Below are 18,861 nucleotides of genomic sequence, written 5' to 3'. Positions count from 1 at the left end.
TCGAACTCCCAAGCTGACAGCAGCAGTGACAGCAACGCCATCGGACGCCGGCCGCTCCGACCAACGGCGGCGGGTCGCCGAGGAGCCGCCCCCATCGTGTTCCGGAGCACCGTGCCCCCGCCGAGACCCGCCCTTCCGGGGTGGGGATCCGCCTGCCCGTCTCCGCCGGGGACCTGTCGCCGACCGCGCCCCGCGTCAGCCGCCGTCATCGGCCCCTCGAACGGCTGTGCGTGGGCGGTGCACGCGTGGTCCACGCCGCGATGAGCCCTGAGGACCGACCCGTGACGCTCAGGACGGTGCACGCCGAATACGCCGACCTCCGGCCCCGGTTCAGGCGCGGTCGGTCCGTTCGCCGCGCTCCGCGCGCAGGGCCTTCGCCAGCCAGTCACCGGCCGTGTCCGCGTCCCTGATCCGGAGGCGCAGGGTCTCTCGGGCGGCGATCAGACCGGGGTCGTCGTCGGCCCCGACGGGGTCGGTCGGGCTCGCCTCCCGGGCTCCCTCCACGTGGGCGAGCAGGTCGGCGTACGCGTCGGTGGAGTGGGCCCGCGCGCCCAGCCGCTCCAGGTCCCGGTGGGCCCGCACCGCCTCGCGCACCGAGCGCAGGCGCTGCTCGACGCGGGCCACCGTGCGTTCGTCCTTCTCGCGGGCGTGCGCCACCACGTCCGTTCCGGCGTGTAGTGCCCGGCGCACCTCCGCGGACTCCACCTCGTCCAGCCGGCGGGCCAGTTCGGAGGTCCGGCGCATCCGGTCGGCCAGGGTCCACTCCCATGCGCGCAGCGAGATCAGGGTCTCGGTCGGATCGTAGTGCGGGGCCAGCACCCGACCACCTTCCTCGACCTCGTCGATGAGTCTCTGGACCCTTCGCAGGACGTCCCTCTCGGTGTGCTCCAACTCGTCGACCGTGACACACCGGTCGCGCGGTACCCCGGCGCGCACCCGGCCGCCGCCCCTCAGAACGAAGAAGAACAGGAGGACCACGTGCAGGAAGCCGACGGACGCGGTCACGGAGCCGAACACCGCCGACATGCCGGCGGCCCACACGGACCACGGCATGAAATAGCCCAGGCCGAGTACGCCCGCGAACCTCAGGGAGTCCATGGGTTCCTCGTCGGGCATGGGGCGTGCGATGTAGAGGAACGCGCCCGCCAGCGCGGCGCACCAGGCGGCCAGGCCGCCCGACGCCTGTTCCAGCAGCCACACGACCGTGATGATCCCGACGCAGAGGGGGAGTCCGATCAGCAGGCGTTCGAGGTAGGGGTACCGCAGTGCGGGCGCGGTGCCCGGGGCGGCGGGCGCGAGCCGCCCCGGCGTGTCCCTGAGGACCTCGGTGACGGGCCGGGGCAGCAGGGGGTCGCAGACGTCGCGCAACGGTGGTTGTGGCACGGGCACCACTCGATTCTCTCAGGGGGCGCCCGTAGGACGCGGAGGGGCCCGATCCGGTTCTCCTCGTACTTCCGGAGGCCCCGAGGCCGCGTCGACCCGTCGACCTGCCGACCCGTCGACCTGCCGACCCGTCGACCTGCCGACACGTCGCCGTATCGACACGGCGACACGTCGGCACGGTCGGACGCCGGGCCGCCCGCGCTCGCGTGGTCGTTCCGGCCGACATCGGCTCCCGCAGGGCGGGTCACCGCTCCCCGGTGTCCCGGAGCGGGAGTGCGCCGGGCGGTCTGATCGGCGGGCCGCCCCGGGTGTCCAGCGGCTCTCCATCCTTCGATCAGGCCGAAGGCCATGCGCGGCCCCGAGCCCTCCGAAGGTGGAGCGCGGTCCGGGATTCGCCCTCGACGAAAGTGGGGTGACGGGACGACTCCGGCGCGGTAGAACGGCACGGAGAGCCGTCGCCCAGCACACGAGGAGCCCGACCCTTGACCGACAACCCGTTCTTCGCTCCCAGCGCGTTGCCCTACGGGCTCCCCGACTTCGAGAACATCCGCGAGGAGCACTTCCTCCCCGCCTTCGAACGGGGCATGGCCGAGCAGATCGCCGAGATCGACGCGATCAAGAACGACCCCGCCCCCGTGACCTTCGAGAACACCCTCACCGCGCTGGAGCGCTCCGGGGCCGTCCTGCGCCGGGTCTCGAACGTCTTCTTCACCTTCAGCTCCTCCGACGCCACCGACGGCGTCAAGGAGATCGAGAAGGAGATGTCCCCCCGGCTGGCCGCGCACGCCGACGCCATCACCCTCGACCGCGACCTGTGGAAGCGGATCGAGAAGGTCATGGCCGACGGGCCGGAGGAGGCCGCCCTCCTGGAGCGGTACCGCACCGACTTCGTCAAGGCCGGCGCCCTCCTCGACGACGCCGATCAGAGCCGACTGCGCGAGCTCAACGGGGAACTGGCCCGTCTGTCCACCGAGTTCGGCCAGAACGTGGTCGAGTCCCTCACCGAGTCCGCGCTCGTCGTCGACGACGCCGCGGAACTCGACGGACTGGACGAGGACCGGATCGCCATGGCCGAGCAGGACGGGAAGTACGTCCTGCCCCTGCTCAACGTCAGCGTCCAGCCCGCACTGGCCCGGCTCACCGACCGGTCCGTGCGCGAGCGGCTCCACACCCTCAGCGTCGAACGCGCCCCCGGGAACGTCGAGATCGCCGCCCGCATGGCCGCGCTGCGCGCCGAACGCGCCGCCCTCCTCGGCTACCCCGACCACGCCGCGTACAAGGTCGCGGACCAGACCGCCAAGACCGTCGAGGCGGTCGAGGAGCGACTCGGCGCGATGGTCGAACCGGCCGTCCGCAACCTCCACCGGCTGGCCGGGGAACTGGAGGAGCTGGCCGGACACCCCATCCAGGCGTGGGACTGGGCGTTCTACGCGGAGAAGGTCCGGCAGAGCCGCTACCACGTCGACGAGGCGGCCCTGCGCCCCTACTTCGAGCTGGAGCGGGTCTTTGTGGACGGGGTCTTCCACGCCGCCACCGGGCTGTACGGCATCACCTTCACCGAGCGGACCGACCTGCGGGGCTACCACCCCGACGTCCGCGTGTGGGAGGTGTTCGACGCCGACGGCTCGGGTCTCGGCCTGTTCCTGCTCGACCCCTACGCCCGGCCCACCAAGGGCGGCGGCGCGTGGATGCACAACCTGGTCGAGCAGTCCGAGCTGTTGGGTCAGAGACCGGTGGTCGTCAACAACCTCAACATCACCAAGCCGGTCTCCGGGCCGACCCTGCTCACCCCGGACGAGCTCAACGCGGCCTTCCACGAGTTCGGGCACGCGCTGCACGGTCTGCTCTCGTCGGTGCGCTTCCCCCGCCTGGAGGGCACCGAGGTGCCGCGCGACTTCGTCGAGTTCCCCTCCCAGGTCAACGAGATGTGGGCGAACGATCCGGAGGTCCTGGCGAACTACGCCCGCCACCACGAGACCGGAGAGCCGGTGCCCACCGAGCTCATCGAGAAGATGGTCGCGGCCGAACGCTATGACCAGGGTTTCGCGACGGTCGAGTACCTGGCCGCCGCGCTCCTCGACTGGTCCTGGCACCGGATCGCCCCCGGCGAGGAGGTGGACCCGGCCACCTTCGAGACGGAGGCGCTGAAGAGGTGGGGCCTGGACCTGCTCCAGGTGCGCCCCCGCTACCGGACCGCCTACTTCCAGCACTGCTTCGCCGGCGACTACCACGCCGGCTACTACTCGTACGTCTGGAGCGAGGTGCTCGACGCCGACAGCGTGGAGTGGTTCACCGAGAACGGCGGCCTCACCCGGGAGAACGGCGACCGGTTCCGCCGCCTGGTGCTGTCGGTGGGCGGCAGCGTCGACCCGATGGCCGCCACCCGGGAGTTCCTGGGCCGCGAACCGCGCCTGGAGCCACTGCTGAACCGGCGCGGCCTGATCTAGCGCTCTCCGGCCGGTCCCCGCTCCGGGGGACCGGCCGAAGGCAGCCGGATCGTGAAGGTCGTGCCCTTGCCCACGGTGCTGCGCACCGACACCCGGCCGCCGTGCAGCTCCACCAGCCCGCGCACGATGGCCAGGCCCAGCCCGCTGCCGCCGGTCCGCCGGTTGCGGGACTTGTCGGCCCGCCAGAACCGTTCGAAGACGTACGGCAGATCCGCCTCGGCGATGCCCACCCCGGTGTCGGTCACCTCGATGACGGCCTCCCCGTCCGAGCGGCGGGCCCGGATCGTGACGGTGCCGGACTCCGGGGTGTGCCGCAGCGCGTTGCCGACGAGGTTCCCCAGCGCCTGGAGCAGCCGGGTCCGGTCGGCGACCAGGGTCATGTCCTCGCTCTCGTCGATCAGGCGCACCCCGGCCTCCTCCGCGCGCAGCCCGTGGCCCGTGACGACCTGATCGATGAGCGGACCGATCGCCACCGGCTCCGGTGACAGCCGCAGCCGCCCCGCGTCGGCCAGGGCCAGATCCTGGAGGTCGTCGATGACGGCCTGGAGCAGCAGGGTCTCCCCCACCAGCATCTCCAGGTGCTCGGGTTCGGGGTCCACCACACCGTCCTGCACGGCCTCCAACCAGCCGCGCAGGTTGCTCAACGGTGTCCGCAACTCGTGCGAGACGTCGCTGACCATCGCCCTGCGCTGTTCCTCGGCCCGCTCCAGATGCTCGGTCATCTCGTTGAACGCCTCCGCGAGCCGGCCGATCTCACCGGAGTCGCGGACCTCGACGCGGGTCGGTTCCTCGCCCGCGCGCATCCGGCGCACCGCCGTGGTGAGCGCGTGGACGGGACGCAGGAGCCGGGTCGCCAGGGTCGCGCTCACCACGACGGTCAGGACCAGGACCAGCAGCACCATGCCACCGACGCGCAGCACGCCCTCGCGCGACAACGACAGCCCCGACTCCGGGCCCTCGGACAGGTCGTCGATGAACAACAGCGCGGCGGGCGCCACATGGGGGTCGAGCTGTTCGCGTCGGGCGGTGTCGAAGCAGGCGGCGGTCTCGGGGGGGATCCGCACACTCAAGGCACCGGAGGGGTCGAGATCGGATCGTGGTGCCTCGCTGGGGAAGACGTCCTCGTGGGTGTCCGGCACGAACACCTCCGGTACCTCCTCGGCAGGAGCGCCGGCGGTGGGTTCGGACGGTGCGTCCCAGCCCTCCCACTCCTCCCACGGGGACGGTTCGACCCCACCGGCCTCGGGGTCCGCACCCGAGCCCCGCCCGTCATCCGGAGTCGGTTCGACCGGCGTGTCGGGATCGACGGGGTCCACGGGCGCCCTGGCCTCGTCCCCGGGCGGTGAGACGGAATCCCCCCCGAAGGCGGGCCTGATCACGAGTGCGCCGGCGGCCCCGTCGATCGCGTACTCGAAGCGGGTCGTCCCGGAGGGGGCGCCGCAGTCGGTGACGCTCGCGTTCAGCTCCCTCAGCGCATCCTCCTCGGAGCCGAAGGGAACGTCCAGCGCGTCGAGACCGCAGTCGATCCAGGCCGACTCCCCGATCTCCCCCCGGGGCGTGTCCAGGGCCGGCCGGCCGGTCGGCGCGGTCACCACCTCCGTCTGGATCATGTACATCGTGTCCAGGCACGCGACCCCCTCCTCCGCCTTCGCGCGCAGCACCATGCGCTCGTGGTCGGTCAGGGCGAACGGGCCCACCGCACGAGGGTCGATGCGGTCCCCGTCCTCCGCGGCGAGGGTCACGTCCACCGCCAACGGGTCGACCACGGAGGAGATCCGGCTCGGCAACGGCGGGGAGCCCTCGGCGGAGTCGGCGATCACCGCCCGGCCCTCGGTGGTCAGGACGATCCGGCGCCCCGTCTCCTCCGCGAGGTCGCGGACGGTCTCGCCCACCCCCGAGTACCCCCGGTGGGTCGCGGCGTAGCCGAGGAGGGTGTCGTGGATGTGGGTGTCCACCGCCAGGGTCTCCCCCTGCTGGACGGTGATCGACTCCGACGTCCGCTGCACCGCCAGCCAGGCCGTCGCGGTGATCGAACAGACCGCCACCAGGATCGACCCGGACAGCAGCCGGAACAGCAGACCGTGCCGCAGCGAGCCCCCGCGCGCGCGGTCGAGCCGCTCCCCGGACCCGCGTTCAGCCGGCACGGCTCGACCCGACGAGCTTGTATCCGACCCCGTAGACGGTGACCAGGTGGGCCGGTCGGCGCGGATCGGGTTCGATCTTCCTGCGCAGGTTCTTCACATGGACATCGATGGTGCGTTCGGTGATGTACCCGCTGATGCCGTGGATGCGCTCCAGCAACTGGGTCCGGCTCAACACGCGGCCCGGCCTGGTCGCCAGTGCCCGGAGCAGTTGGAACTCCACGGGGGTGCACTCCACCCGCGCTCCGTCGACCAGGACCGTGTGCCGCGCCGGGTCGACCGAGATCGGGCCCGCGCTCAGCACCTGCTCCTCGGGTCCGACGGACGCGCGCGAACGGCGCAGCAGCGTGCGCACCCGCGCCATCAGCTCGCGCGGACTGTAGGGCTTGGTGACGTAGTCGTCCGCGCCCAGGTCCAGGCCGGTCAGCAGGTCCTCCTCGGTGGAGCGGGCGGTGAGCAGCAGCACCGCCACGTCGGATTCGGCGCGCAGCACGCGGCACGCCTCCAACCCGCTCATGACCGGCATCATCACGTCCATCACGATCAGGTCGGGGCGGTCACGGTGGTGCTCCTCCAGCACGGCGCGTCCGTTGTGGACGACGCGGACCGTGTGCCCCTCGTGTTCCAGATAGCGCCGGATCAGATCGGCCTGGTTCATGTCGTCCTCGGCCACCAGGACATGCGCGCACACGCGGACGGACCTCCGTTCCCGGGCTTCCAGGGCCTCGACACCGACGATCGTACGGCCGGACCGTGACCCGGGGACGAGCGGCGTCGAGGTCCCCGCAGGTCACCACACGGAACGCACACGACGGCCACACGGGTTCTTCACATTCTTCGGACACTCTTCATGGCGTCCGGCGTGGAGAGACCCGCCGGACCCTCTCGACCGGATGGACCCCCATGCGCCGATCCCTGATGCCCCGACGAACCCCCGGGGCTCTCCCCGCCCTGGTCACCGTGGTGGCCTTGACCGCGGTCACAGCCTGTTCGTCCCCCTCCGAGGAGGGGGACGCCGACCCCGGAACGACAGGAACCGGGGAGACCGCGACCGAGGGCGCGCGGATCGCCACGGTCCTCGGGGACGGGATCGACGTCCTCGCCGAACCGGGCGGGGACACGGTGCTGCACACCCTGGCCAGCCCGAACGATCTCGGTGCGGACCGCACGTTCCTCGTCCAGCAGGTCCAGGACGACTGGCTGGAGGTGCTCCTGCCGGTGCGGCCCAACGGCAGCACCGGCTGGATCCAGGCCGACGACGTCGAACTCACCGTCACCGCGTACCGCGTGGAGATCGACATGGCGGAGTTCTCCTTCGCCGTCCTCGAAGGAGGGGAGGAGGTCCGTACCGGGCCGATCGGTATCGGCACGAGCGAGACCCCGACGCCGCCCGGTGAGTACTACTTCACCGAACTGCTCCAGCCCTCGGACCCCGACGGCGCCTACGGCGTCTACGCCTTCGGCCTCAGCGGTCACTCCGAGACGTTGGAGACCTTCGCGGGCGGCCCCGGCCAACTCGCGGTGCACGGCACCGACGACGAGTCGGGGCTGGGAGGCGAGGTCAGCCACGGCTGCATCCGGGTGTCCAACGAGGACGTCACCTGGATGGCCGAGCGGCTTCCGCTCGGAACCCCGGTCGAGATCACCGGGTGACACACCCGGCGCGGCGTACGCGCCGCCCATCCGCACAGAGCCTCAGAACACACGACGAAAGGTCGATCATGCGCGTGAAGTCCACGCTCCTCATCACCGCGGCGATGGCCGCGATGTTCTTCGGGGCCACCCCGGCGTTCGCCGAGGACGAGACGCCCTCCGAAGGCGTCTCCGCGGCCCCGACCGCTGTCCCCTCGCCCGGCCAGGACCCCGCGGACCCCGTGGCCCCCTCGCCCGGTGATGACCTCGCGGACCCCGTGGCCCCCTCGCCCGGTGATGACCTCGCGGACCCGAAGGAGGAGTCCGACGCCCCGAGCGAGTGGGACACCTCCGGCCTCAACCCGGACGGATCGCCGATCTGGGCCGGCCCCGCCTCCCCCATCGAGCAGGACCCCAACTACACCGGCTGACCCTCCGGGTTCCTCCGTGAGCGGCGGCGGCCTCTCCGTGATGTCCGGCGGGGTGGTGGCACGACCACGGAGAACACCGACGCCCACATCCGGGTCCGCGGCGCGCGGGCGCACAGCCCGTGCGCCGCGGACGTGTCCCTGTTCCGCGACGCCCCGACGGGGGCCTGTCCCGTGGGCCAGGGGGAGGACGTCGAGTACGAGGTCGCCGAGGCGGCGCTGGTCCCCGACCCGTCACTGAGCATCACCGAGGGCGCGATCGCCTCCTGGCCCGGGGCCTGCTCCGATGAGGCCCGGGGCGGATCGGGAGGGCGGGTCGCCGTGTCACCGTGTCGACGGGACGATGAGTCGACAAGGCGTCGTATCCACCCGACGAGGGGGCCGCCTCCACCGAAGGTCGTAAGCCGAATGCCGATCCGCGCCCGATGTGCCGGAGGGGTCGGTTTCGCGACGCTGGGATCACACCACCGGAAGGAGGGGACCGTGATCCCCGCGAAGACCACCGCACCGCCGCGACGGCGCCGTACCACGGTGACCCTGGCCGCCTCGATGGGCGTCCTCGCCGTACTCGCCACCGGCTGCGCCGCACCGGCGCCCCAGGGCACCCCCGCACCTCCGATCCCGACGCCCACCGCGGCCGAGCTCACCCAGCGGGACGTCGACGCCTGGCTCGACGGCCTGCTCCCCGCGGCCCTCGCCGACACCGGCATCCCCGGCGCCGTCGTCTCCGTCGTCGCCGACGGGGAACTCCTCACGGCCCGGGGCTACGGGTACGCCGACACCGGCTCCGACGGGGGCGGGCCGGTGCCGGTCGACGCCGAGGACACCCTGTTCCGGGTGGGCTCCGTGTCCAAGCTCTTCACCGCTACCGCCGTGATGCGGCTGGTGGAGGAGGGCCGCCTGGACCTGGACGCCGATGTGAACGAGTACCTCGACTTCACCCTGGAGACCGAGTTCGACGAACCCGTCACCCTACGGCACCTGCTGACCCACACCCCCGGCTTCGAGGAGCGCATCGAGGGGATGTTCCTGCCCGAGGACGCCGTCCCCGATCTGCGCTCCTACCTGGTCGAGGACCCGCCCGAGCAGGTGTACCCGCCGGGCACGGTCCCCGCCTACTCCAACTACGGCAACTCCGTCGCCGGGTACGTCGTCGAGCGGGTCTCGGGAACCCCGTTCGACGAGTACGTGGACGAGACCGTCCTCGAACCGCTCGGCATGGACTCCTCCACCTTCGCCCAGCCCCTCCCCGAGGACCTGCGCGAGCGCCTGGCGAACGGCTACATGAACGACACCTCGCCGGCCGGATCCTTCGAGGTCATCGACGACGCCCCGGCGGGCGCGCTGACCGCGTCCGCCCCGGACATGGCCCGTTTCATGCTCGCCCACCTGGGCGAGGTCGACGCGGAGACGGCACCGCTGACCCCCGAGACCCTCGACCTCATGCACTCCCCTGCCTTGGACGCCGATTCCCTGGGCGCCCTCGCCGAGGGACAGCGGATGGCACTGGGGTTCTTCGAGGAGGACCGCAACGGGCAGCGCGCCATCGGCCACGGCGGCGACACCCTCTACTTCCACTCCCACCTGTCCATCCACCCCGACCACGGCACCGGGATCTTCGTGTCTCTCAACGGCGGCGGTCGTGAGGGGATCGACAGCCTGCGCCTGCGCGAGGCGGTCGTCAACGGGTTCGCCGACCGCTACCTGCCGGGCGAGCGCCCCGCCACGGCCGGGACGGACACGGCCGTGGAGCACGCGGCGATGGCGGAGGGCACCTACACGGCCTCCCGGACCATGCACAGCACCTTCCTCTCGGTGATCAACGTCCTGGGATCGACCCGGGTGGAGGCCCGCGACGACGGCACCATCCTGGTCACCCCCGGACCGGAGACCATGACGCCCACGGTCTACGAGGAGATCGAACCGTGGGTGTGGCGCGAGGTCGGCGGACAGCGCCTGCTCGCCATGCGGACGGACGGCGACCGGGTCGAGGCCATCGGGTTCGCGTCGGCGTTCACGCTGCTGCGCGCCGACCCCGAGACGTCCCTGGCCCCGCCGGTCCTGCTGTCCAGCGTGCTGGTCCTGCTCCTCGCGGTGCTGTCCTGGCCGATCGGCGCGATCACGCGGCGCCTGGCCTCCCGACCCGCCCGTGACCGGGCCGGTCGCACCGCCCGGGTGCTCACGCGGATCGGTGTGGTCGGCGCCCTGACGGCCCTCATCGGATGGGCCGTGGTGGTCACCGCCCTCATGGGGTTGCGGGACGTGCCCGAAGCCGTCCTGCGTGCGATCCAGGGGCTGCAACTGCTCGGGGTCCTCGCGATCCTCCCCGCCGCCTGGGTCGTGGTCCACGACGTCCGCCACCGCGCCGGATGGAAGCGTTACCTCGGTGGCGCGCTGGTCCTGGTGGCCCTGCTCGGCGTGCAGTGGTTCGCGGTGACCTTCGGGCTGCTCGCGTTCGACGTCTCGTACTGAACCCCGAGATCATGTCCATGACCGAACGGACGGGAGACCCGGCGATGAACGATGACGACCTCGCGGCGAGGATGGTGCCGGGCTCCCCGTTCGCCGCGGTGACGACCCGGATCGACAGGGCGTTGAACCGGGTGGGACTGCGCGGGGAACTCGGCCGCGATACCGCCCTGGGCGTGACGGTGGGCGCGATCTCGGCCGGGATGACCTGGCTGTTGCTGCTGTCACTGGAGTGGTTGGAGGGGACGGGACTCCCCCTGGGCTCGGGGATCGCCCTCACCTTCGTGATGATCGCGCAGTCCCTGGTGCTGTGCGTGCGCCGCCGGTACCCGGTCGGATGCCTGCTGGTGACCACGGCGTTCCAGGTGCTGATCGTGGCCCTCCTGCCCCCCGAGGTCGGGCTCCAGGGCCTCGCCGTGTTCATCGCCGCCTACACCTGCGGCCTCCGACTGGCCCCGCTCCGGCTCACGGTGGCCCTCGTGGTCGGCATCCTGCTGCACGGTGTGGCCGGGGGTCTGGCCATGGGGGCCCTGGCCCCTCCGTTGGATCTTCCGCTGTCGATGGAGAGCGGGCTGGTGTCGCGGTCGGCGCTGCTGGCCGCCGGGGTTCCCACCTACCTGCTCCCCGCGCTGATCGGCGCCTACGTGGGGACGCGGCGTCGCTACGGCGCCCTGTTGAGGCTGCGTACCGCCGAGGAGATCCGTGCCCAGCGCGAACGCGCGGAGGGGGCCATCCGCGCCGAGCGTTCCCGGATGGCCCGGGAGTTGCACGACATCGCCGCGCACCACCTGTCCGGCATGGTGGTGCAGGCGGGGGCCGCCGAGCGCCTGGTCGGGCGCGACGACGACGCGGCCCGGCAGGCGATGGCCTGGGTGCGATCGCAGGGCAAGGAGACCCTCACCGGTCTGCGGGCGGTGGTGGGGGCCCTGCGCGACCCGGAGGAGGAGAGCGGCGGATTGCGCCACCGGGGCGAACCGGGGGCCCGGGGCGCCCCGGTGCCGGGACTGGCGACCCTCGATCGGCTCGTGACGGCCGAGCGGGAGCTGGGCACCGACATCGACGTCGTGCGCGAGGGAGACCCCTACGAGTTGGCGCCGATCGCCGACGTCACCGCCTACCGGGTGGTGCAGGAGTCACTGTCCAACGCCCGCGACCACGCGGCCGGGGCCCGGGTGCGCCTGTCGTTGCGGTACGGGACGGACCGTTTCGTGCTGGAGGTCGAGAACGGCGCGGGCGGCTCCCGGGTGACCGAACGGGAGCATCGGGGGCTGGGCGTGCTGGGCATGCGCGAACGGGCACAGGTCGTGGGCGCGACACTGGACGTCGGGGCCACGGAGGACGGTGGGTGGCTGGTGCGGTGGGAGCTGCGGGTGGACCGGGAGGACGAACGGTGATCAGGGTGCTGCTGGTGGACGACCAGGCCATCGTCCGGGCGGGGTTCCGGGTCATCCTGGGCCTGGCCGACGACATCGAGGTGGTCGGCGAGTGCGCCGACGGACCCGCGGCGGTGGAGGCGGCGGCCCGGCTGAAGCCGGACGTCGTCTGCATGGACGTGCGCATGCCCGGCGGGGACGGGCTCTCGGCCACCCGGGAGATCCTCGACCGGGCGGTGGGGAAGCCCCCCGAGATCCTCGTCATCACCACGTTCGACCTGGACGAGTACGTGTTCGGGGCGTTGGAGGCGGGAGCCGGCGGGTTCGTGCTCAAGGACACCGACCCGGACGACCTGGTGGACGCGGTGCGTCGGCTGGCCCGGGGGCAGGGCCTGGTGGACCGGTCGGTGACCCGCCGGGTCATGACCGAGTTCGCCCGTCGTCGGCCGCCGAGCGGGTCCGACACCGACGCGCTGGACCTGCTCACCGCCCGCGAGGCCGACATCGTGCGCCTGCTGGCGAGGGGGATGTCGAACGCGGAGATCGCCGAGTCGCTGTTCATCGAGACCAGCACGGTCAAGTCCCACCTGGGGCGGGCCATGGCCAAGATCGGCACCCGGGACCGGTTGCAGACGGTCGTGTGGGCCTACCGCACGGGCGTGGCCCGACCCTGAGTCGACATGCGGACATGGGGCCATGCCGACATGCGGTCATACGGTCGTACGAGCATGTGGACGCGCTGACGGGACGCCGGGACGGCGCCGTGCGACCGCGAGGACGCGGGCGGGTCCGCCGGACCCCCCGAGGCGGCGGCGCGGGCCCGGGAGGATGCCGCGAGGCCGGGTGCCCGGGACCGGGACATCCCGGGGTGTTCCGGCCGAGGGGGGTGACCGACGCGGACATCGCCGCGCACCGCCTCCTGGCGGAGACGGCCGTGCGCGGCCACGTGTCACGGACTCTCGCCCGCCCGGACCTGACCGGCCGGACCCAGGCGGGGCCGCGCGCCTCGGGGCGCTCCTCGTGGTGGCCCCAGGGGCGTGGGACCTCAGGCCGGGACTTCCTGATCCGGGCCTTCGGCGAGAGGGCGCAGGCGGGCGGCGGTCTCGATGCCGTTCTCGTGGAAGACCAGGCGCATCGTGGAGACGTCGATGAACATGTCCTCCACGGAGTGCGCGGTCATCAGGGACAGGGCGGTGCCGTACTTGGCCATGGACTGCGCGCCGGGGAGGAACACCGACAGTTCCTCACCGGCCTCGGAGGTCCTCGTCTCCGCCGACCCGTCCAGGGCGGCGAGCGCCGCGGCGCTCGCCTCGACGGGCACCTGGACCAGCCACGGGGGTCCCTCCTCGGTGTGGAGACGTCGTCTCTGTTCCTCGGTCTCCGTCGCCATGGAGGCCCACGGGGGGCCGGTCACCCGACCCCCGCGCGATTCGACCAGGTGGGTCAGCTCACGTGCGGTCGCGGTGATGGAGGCGATGGCCGCGCCCCAGACCTCGTCCGTCCCCGGGGCCCGTTCCGAGAGGTCGGGGGCGATCGCGGCCACCACGAGGTGTTCCGGGGTCCGGACCCGCCGCACCTCGGGGCGGGTGCTCAGGAGTTCACGGGCCGTGGTGATGGCCTCGTCCTCGGCCTCCCGCCGTAGCCGGAGTTCCTCGACGTGTTCCCGGAGCAGCTCGGCGGCGGTGTCGGGTGCGTCCAGCGCCCGCCGCACGAGCTTGACGCTCATGCCGGTCCCCCGCAGCGCCATGACGAACATCGCCGTCTCGATCTGGTCGAAGGTGTAACCCCGATACCCGGTCCGCTCATCGACCTCGGCCGGGATCAACAGCCCTTCGGCGTGGTAGAAGCGGAGCGTCTGCGGCGAGAGGCGGCACATCTCGCTGAAATCCTTGATCGACAGCATGCGCCCAGTGTGGGCTCTGCGGTAACCACAAGGTCAAGCCGTCGACACGTCCGTTCGGCGACACATGGACGTACCGTCATGTCGACCTTTCGACAAGGGGACGGCCCCGGCCCGGCCGGGGCCGTCCCGGGGGAACGAAGGCCGGGCCGCGGTTCAGGCCCCTGACGCGCCGCTCGGCCCGCCGACGCGGGACGTCTCCCCCGCCAGGGCCCCGTCGTAGACGGACTCGTCCCGGACCCCCACCATCGGAGCGCCGCCCCCGAAGGTGAACACGGGCACCGCTCGCACACCCCGCTCCCTGACCCAGGTGAGCTCCAGGCGCAGTCCCTCCTCGGAGGCGTCGTTGGCGGGGACCCCGACCTCGGCGGCCAGTTCCCGTAGGACCCCCTCATCGGAGATGTCGAGCCCATCGGTGAAGTGGGCGCGGAACAGGCGTTCGGTCATGGCCTCTCCCCGTCCTCGGGCGTCGGCCGAGGCGATCAGGCGGTGGGCCTCGAAGGTGCCGGCCGCCACCGCCCGCCCGTAGTCGAGGACCACCCCGTCCCGGAGGGCGTCCGCGGCGGCCTGATCCAACTCGGGCCGGACGTGCTCCCCGAATCTGCGGGTGAGGAAGTCCAGGAGCGGTTCGCCGTGGAAGTCGACGCCGGGGGCGAGCTGGAAGGGCCGGATGACGGAGCGCACCTCGGTGCCGCCGGCCCGGGCCCGGTCCATCGCCCGGCGCAGGCGCACGAAGGCGATGTAGGAGGCCGCGCAGATGACGTCGAGGACGATCTCGACCCGTACGCTCTGGTGCTGCCGCATGTGGGGTACCCCTCGTTCGTGTGGTCGTGCGTGCGGTGGGGCGGGTGGTGCCGCCCCGGTCCCGCTCTCCGACGGTGCCGGGGAGCGGGACCGGGGCCGTGCTCAGGAGCCGGTCGGCGCGGTCTCCCGGACGGGCCCGTCCGTGGTCGGTTCCGCGCTCCGGTCGTCCGGTGACCCGTCGCCCTTCTCCGCCTCCGGGGTCCGCTTGAGCAGCAGGGCGGCCAGAACCGCCATGACCAGGGCGGTCACACCACCCACGGTGGCGGTGACGTGCAACCCGCTCACGAAGGCCTCCCTGGCGGCGGTGAGCAGTTCCGTTCCGAGCGGATCCCCCAGAACCCGGGCCAGGTCGACCGCGGCGCCCAGGGACTCGCGGGCGGTGTGGACGTCCACGCCCTCGGGCGCGGACTCGGAGACGCGGCTGCGGTAGACGCCGAAACCGATGCTCCCCATGACCGCGATGCCCAGGCCGGCGCCGAGTTCGGTCGAGGTCTCGGAGAGGGCCGAGGCCGTCCCCGAACGCTCCACCGGTGCCGAGCCCACGATGAGGTCGGTGCCCAGGGCCACCATCGGCCCCAGGCCCACCCCCATCAGGGTGGAGGAGGCCACCAGGATCAGTAGTCCGTCGGTGGCGCCGACGAGCGTCAGGGAGGCCAGGGCCACCGCGGTCAGGGCCAGTCCACCCGCGATGACCGGTCCGGGGCGGGTCCTGGCGGCCAGGGCGGGTGCGCTCATCGCCCCGACCATCAGCCCCGCGGCGTTGGGCAGGGACCACAATCCGGCCTGGAGGGGTGAGAGTCCCTCCACGAGCTGGAGGTATTGCAGCGTGAACAGCTGGGATCCCGCCATGACCATCACACCGACGGTCAACAGGGCGGCGGCCGTGCTGAAGGTCCGGTTGCGGAACAGGGTGAGGTCGACGAGCGGGTGGGCGATGGTGCGCTGGCGGCGGACGAAGACCAGACCGGTGAGCAGGCCGAGGGCCAGGAAGGCGAGCGGCGCGGTGCTCGGACCGTCCTCGGCCAGCACCTTGAGGCCGTAGACGACCGACAGGATCGCAGTGAGCGAGAGGACGGCGCTGATGAGGTCCAGGCGTCCGGCGTCGGCGTTCTTGTGCTCGGGCAGCAGGAAGGGGCCCAGAACCAGCAGCAGCAACATCACCGGAACACCGAGCAGGAAGACCGAGCCCCACTCGAAACGGCCCAGCATGAGCCCGCCGAGGAGGGGACCCAGGGCGCCCCCGACGGCGAAGCAGGTCATCCAGACGCTGACGGCCACCGTGCGCTGTGCCGGGTCGTGGAACATCGTCCGGATGAGGGAGAGGGTGGACGGCATCAGCGTCGCGCCGGCGATGCCGAGCAGTGCCCGGGCGAGGATCAGCATCTCCGCGCTGGTGGAGAACGCGGCCAGGACGGACGTGGCCCCGAAGGCGGCACCCCCGATGAGGAGGAGTCTGCGCCGTCCGATGCGGTCGCCCAGAGTGCCCATGGTGAGGAGGAACCCGGCGATGAGGAAGCCGTAGATGTCCAGGATCCACAGCATCTGGGAGGTGGTCGGTCTCAGGTCCGCGGTCAGGGAGGGGATGGCCAGGTGAAGGACGGTCATGTCCATGGCGAGCAGCAGGGTGGGCAACGCCAGGACGGCGAGGCCGATCCATTCTCGGCGACCTGCGCGGGGTGGGGAGTGCGTGGCCACGAGGGCCTCCTCGTTTCGGGGGTGATACGAGGAGGCTAAAAGCTCAACTAATGTTGATGTCAACGACGATGAGGCGAGGGTCACGCCGGGACGTCGGGCCCGGGCCCGCCCCGGATCGGTGTCGGTCTTTCCGGCTCCGGTGTCGAGCACCCCTCGGGAATCCCCGTCGTGTACGCGGGAGGGAGGGGCCGATCCCGCCGCGCACCGCGGTCGTGTCCGCCCTCACTCGGACCGCCGAGCCGAGGGAGAAGTCGACAAAGAGTCTCGTCCTTATCGGATTCGGCTCTCCGGGCCGGTGGTATGCCGTTTTCGAAGGCGTCCCTCGTGAGGTTTATTCGCGATTATTTTATTTTTGCCATTCTTTTGCCAATTCACAGAGTAGTGGAAAGTGACTCTGCGTGATTAATTGCGGACCATTCGAGCATGGATCACTGCCCGAATCATGCTGCCAAGGCTTCCAAAGCCATCAGTGCCCGCAATCTGTTCCGTGTGGCCGCCGCGTCCACCGGTGCCGTGTTCATCGCTCCCCTGCTGTGGGGCATGAGCCCCGCGTTCGCCGATGAGGTCGGCCGGGAGCACCAGGGGACGGTGGCCGCGTCGGCCCCGGAACCGGGCCGAGCGGTGCTGGACATCGAGCAGGCGGTGGACAACGCCCTGCTCGGCCAGGACCCGCTTGCCGGCCAGGACCTCGGTGTGGAGACGGTTCTGAAGTCGGGAAAGCCCGTATACCCGTATCCGCCCGAGGAGCACCCGAAGCCGGAGAAGCCCAAGCCCGAGAAGCCCAAGCCGGGTAAGCCCGGGGAGCCGGGCAAGCCGGGGGAACCCGGCAAGCCCGGTAAGCCTGGGGAGCCGGGTAAGCCTGGCAAGCCTGGGGAGCCGGGTAAGCCCGGTAAGCCCGGGGAGCCTGGCAAGCCTGGCAAGCCTGGCAAGCCTGGGGAGCCGGGTAAGCCTGGGGAGCCCGGTAAGCCGGGTAAGCCTGGGGAGCCGGGTAAGCCTGGCAAGCCCGGTAAGCCTGGGGAGCCGGGTAAGCCGGGCAAGCCTGGCAAGCCTGGGGAGCCCGGTAAGCCGGGTAAGCCTGGGGAGCCCGGTAAGCCGGGTAAGCCTGGGGAGCCGGGTAAGCCGGGTAAGCCTGGGGAGCCGGGTAAGCCTGGCAAGCCCGGTAAGCCCGGGGAGCCGGGCAAGCCTGGCAAGCCTTGCAAGCCCGGGGAAGAGGGGCCGTGGAAGCCCGGTAAGCCTTGCAAGCCTGAGCACCCGAAGCCTGAGCACCCGAAGCCCGAGCACCCGAAGCCCGAGCACCCGAAGCCCGAGCACCCGAAGCCCGAGCACCCCGTGCTCGCGCAGACGGGGGCCTCGATCGCCATTCCGGTGGTGGGGGGTCTGTTGACCGCCTTGGCCGGTGTCGGAGCCATGATCCTCGGGCGTCGTCGTCGGGTCGACGAGAACCGTGGTTGAGCTGAACCTGTGATGTGACCCGCTACGGACGGGCCCGCACCTCTCAGAGGGCGGGCCCGTTCTCGTGTGATTCCGAAGGTACGCTTCCCAGGCGGTCGGGCCGCAGGCCTACGACTGGGCGGTGAGGGTGAAGGTGGCCCAGGTGTGGGTGCCCAGGTCACCGAAGGGGCAGACGGGTGAGTATCCCCAGGCTGTGGACAACTCCTGGACCATCAACAGTCCGCGTTGTCCCTCGGCTTCCTCCCACTCGTCGGGGGTGCGTGTCGTGGGGATGCGGGGCACGGTGCCGCCGAGGCCGTCGTCGGTGAACCCCAGGGTGAGGGAGCGGTCCCCGACCAGCCACAGGGTGCGGATGACCGCTCCGTTCTCGGTGCCCGAGGCGGTGTACCTGACGCAGTTGGCGAACAGTTCGCTGCCGCACAGCACCAGGGTGTCGGCCACGCCGGGGTCGAACCCTGCCAGGTCGGCGGTCAGCTCCCGGCGCACCCGGGACAGCTCGCGCAGCTCGCCGGGGTAGAGGCGGTGGGTCCAGATCCGGGTCGGGGTCATACGCCCACCCCCGCCTTGCTTTCCTGCTGGGCGATCCACACGCGGGTCACTTTCGCCAGGTCCTCGAAGGTGACCGGGGGCGGGGTGGGCGCGAGCAGGTCTCCTTCGGGGAGCCTCGGTTCGGGCAGGCGCGGGGCGCAGGCGAGCGGCCCGGACGGGCGCGCCTCGGGGGCGTGGGCCTTGGGGGTGCGGGGTGCGCTCCATCGGTGCAGGCGTGCGGTCGCCTCGGCCTGGACACGGGCTTGGGTGCGGTTCTGTTCGTGGGCGGTGTAGTAGGGCCGCACGAGCGGCAGCTCCTCGGCCGGGAAGACCTCGCGGGGCCGGTGCAGACGCGGGTGGTGTGGGCGCGGGGCGGCCGGGGGTGAGGGCCGGGTCGCGGGTCGGGGGTTCTGGGCGTAGCGGCGGACCCGGGTGGAGCGGCGGCGGGTGTGACGGCCGCGGGAAGGGGACAGCAACGCTCCGAACAGGGCGAAGACAGCCCTGAGGAGCGCGGCACTAGACTGGCGCACGCTGGCAATCCGATCGTTAACTGGGAAGTTGCTGGCCACGACCCCGGGCGCTTGTAGGCGTCGCGGGGTCACTTGTTGA

Annotated in this window: 15 protein-coding genes; 7 read left to right on the top strand and 8 right to left on the bottom strand. The window is 71.7% G+C overall.

The window, feature by feature from the left end:
* Positions 1 to 330: 330 nt before the first annotated feature.
* On the bottom strand, positions 331 to 1,383 hold the full coding sequence (locus RM479_RS14920; protein WP_311512341.1) for a hypothetical protein: 1,053 nt from the start codon (positions 1,381 to 1,383) through the stop codon (positions 331 to 333).
* Between the two features lie 482 nt (positions 1,384 to 1,865).
* On the opposite strand from RM479_RS14920, the gene RM479_RS14915 reads away from it, so the two are divergent.
* Positions 1,866 to 3,830: a M3 family metallopeptidase gene (locus tag RM479_RS14915; RefSeq protein WP_311512340.1), complete on the top strand. Its 1,965-nt coding sequence runs from the start codon at positions 1,866 to 1,868 to the stop codon at positions 3,828 to 3,830.
* Here RM479_RS14915 and RM479_RS14910 read toward each other — a convergent pair.
* On the bottom strand, positions 3,827 to 5,974 hold the full coding sequence (locus RM479_RS14910) for a sensor histidine kinase (RefSeq protein WP_311512339.1): 2,148 nt from the start codon (positions 5,972 to 5,974) through the stop codon (positions 3,827 to 3,829). The genes RM479_RS14915 and RM479_RS14910 overlap by 4 nt on opposite strands.
* On the bottom strand, positions 5,964 to 6,662 hold the full coding sequence (locus tag RM479_RS14905) for a response regulator transcription factor (protein WP_311512338.1): 699 nt from the start codon (positions 6,660 to 6,662) through the stop codon (positions 5,964 to 5,966). The genes RM479_RS14910 and RM479_RS14905 overlap by 11 nt, the downstream gene beginning before the upstream one ends.
* Before the next feature lie 212 nt (positions 6,663 to 6,874).
* Here RM479_RS14905 and RM479_RS14900 point away from each other — a divergent pair, with 212 nt between their 5' ends.
* The 5 genes from RM479_RS14900 (at position 6,875) to RM479_RS14880 (ending at position 12,547) form a co-directional block, all read left to right on the top strand.
* The gene (locus tag RM479_RS14900) at positions 6,875 to 7,624 is read left to right on the top strand and encodes a L,D-transpeptidase (protein WP_311512337.1); all 750 of its coding nucleotides are present in this window, start codon (positions 6,875 to 6,877) and stop codon (positions 7,622 to 7,624) included.
* 68 nt (positions 7,625 to 7,692) lie between these two features.
* Entirely contained in the window at positions 7,693 to 8,034 is a 342-nt protein-coding gene (locus RM479_RS14895; protein ID WP_311512336.1) for a hypothetical protein, read from the top strand.
* 480 nt (positions 8,035 to 8,514) lie between these two features.
* A complete protein-coding gene (locus tag RM479_RS14890) occupies positions 8,515 to 10,503 on the top strand; it encodes a serine hydrolase domain-containing protein (protein ID WP_311512335.1) in 1,989 nt (662 codons plus the stop codon).
* A gap of 17 nt (positions 10,504 to 10,520) precedes the next feature.
* Positions 10,521 to 11,894, top strand: coding sequence for a sensor histidine kinase (locus RM479_RS14885; protein ID WP_311512334.1), 1,374 nt, complete (start codon positions 10,521 to 10,523; stop codon positions 11,892 to 11,894).
* A complete protein-coding gene (locus RM479_RS14880) occupies positions 11,891 to 12,547 on the top strand; it encodes a response regulator (RefSeq protein WP_274811100.1) in 657 nt (218 codons plus the stop codon). The genes RM479_RS14885 and RM479_RS14880 overlap by 4 nt, the downstream gene beginning before the upstream one ends.
* A 371-nt stretch (positions 12,548 to 12,918) precedes the next feature.
* Here the strand turns inward: RM479_RS14880 and RM479_RS14875 are convergent, their stop codons facing one another.
* The 3 genes from RM479_RS14875 to RM479_RS14865 form a co-directional block, all read right to left on the bottom strand.
* Positions 12,919 to 13,776 (bottom strand): MerR family transcriptional regulator, encoded by an 858-nt coding sequence (locus RM479_RS14875; RefSeq protein ID WP_311512333.1) that lies wholly within the window; start codon positions 13,774 to 13,776, stop codon positions 12,919 to 12,921.
* Between the two features lie 153 nt (positions 13,777 to 13,929).
* A complete protein-coding gene (locus RM479_RS14870; RefSeq protein WP_311512332.1) occupies positions 13,930 to 14,577 on the bottom strand; it encodes a DsbA family protein in 648 nt (215 codons plus the stop codon).
* Between the two features lie 102 nt (positions 14,578 to 14,679).
* Positions 14,680 to 16,272, bottom strand: a complete 1,593-nt coding sequence (locus RM479_RS14865; protein WP_311512331.1) for an MFS transporter — start codon at positions 16,270 to 16,272, stop codon at positions 14,680 to 14,682.
* Between the two features lie 423 nt (positions 16,273 to 16,695).
* Between RM479_RS14865 and RM479_RS14860 the strand changes: the two genes are divergently transcribed.
* The gene (locus RM479_RS14860; protein ID WP_311512330.1) at positions 16,696 to 17,724 is read left to right on the top strand and encodes an LPXTG cell wall anchor domain-containing protein; all 1,029 of its coding nucleotides are present in this window, start codon (positions 16,696 to 16,698) and stop codon (positions 17,722 to 17,724) included.
* Positions 17,725 to 17,832: 108 nt separating this feature from the next.
* Here the strand turns inward: RM479_RS14860 and RM479_RS14855 are convergent, their stop codons facing one another.
* Together RM479_RS14855 and RM479_RS14850 are read right to left on the bottom strand one after the other, a co-directional pair.
* Positions 17,833 to 18,273, bottom strand: a complete 441-nt coding sequence (locus RM479_RS14855; protein ID WP_311512329.1) for an ATP-binding protein — start codon at positions 18,271 to 18,273, stop codon at positions 17,833 to 17,835.
* Positions 18,270 to 18,782, bottom strand: a complete 513-nt coding sequence (locus RM479_RS14850) for a hypothetical protein (protein ID WP_311512328.1) — start codon at positions 18,780 to 18,782, stop codon at positions 18,270 to 18,272. The genes RM479_RS14855 and RM479_RS14850 overlap by 4 nt, the downstream gene beginning before the upstream one ends.
* Between the last annotated feature and the right edge of the window lie 79 nt (positions 18,783 to 18,861).

Origin of the sequence: Nocardiopsis lambiniae (genome assembly GCF_031845465.1) — a bacterium.
GTDB lineage: Bacteria > Actinomycetota > Actinomycetes > Streptosporangiales > Streptosporangiaceae > Nocardiopsis > Nocardiopsis lambiniae.
This window is presented reverse-complemented; position numbering and strand designations above follow the sequence as displayed.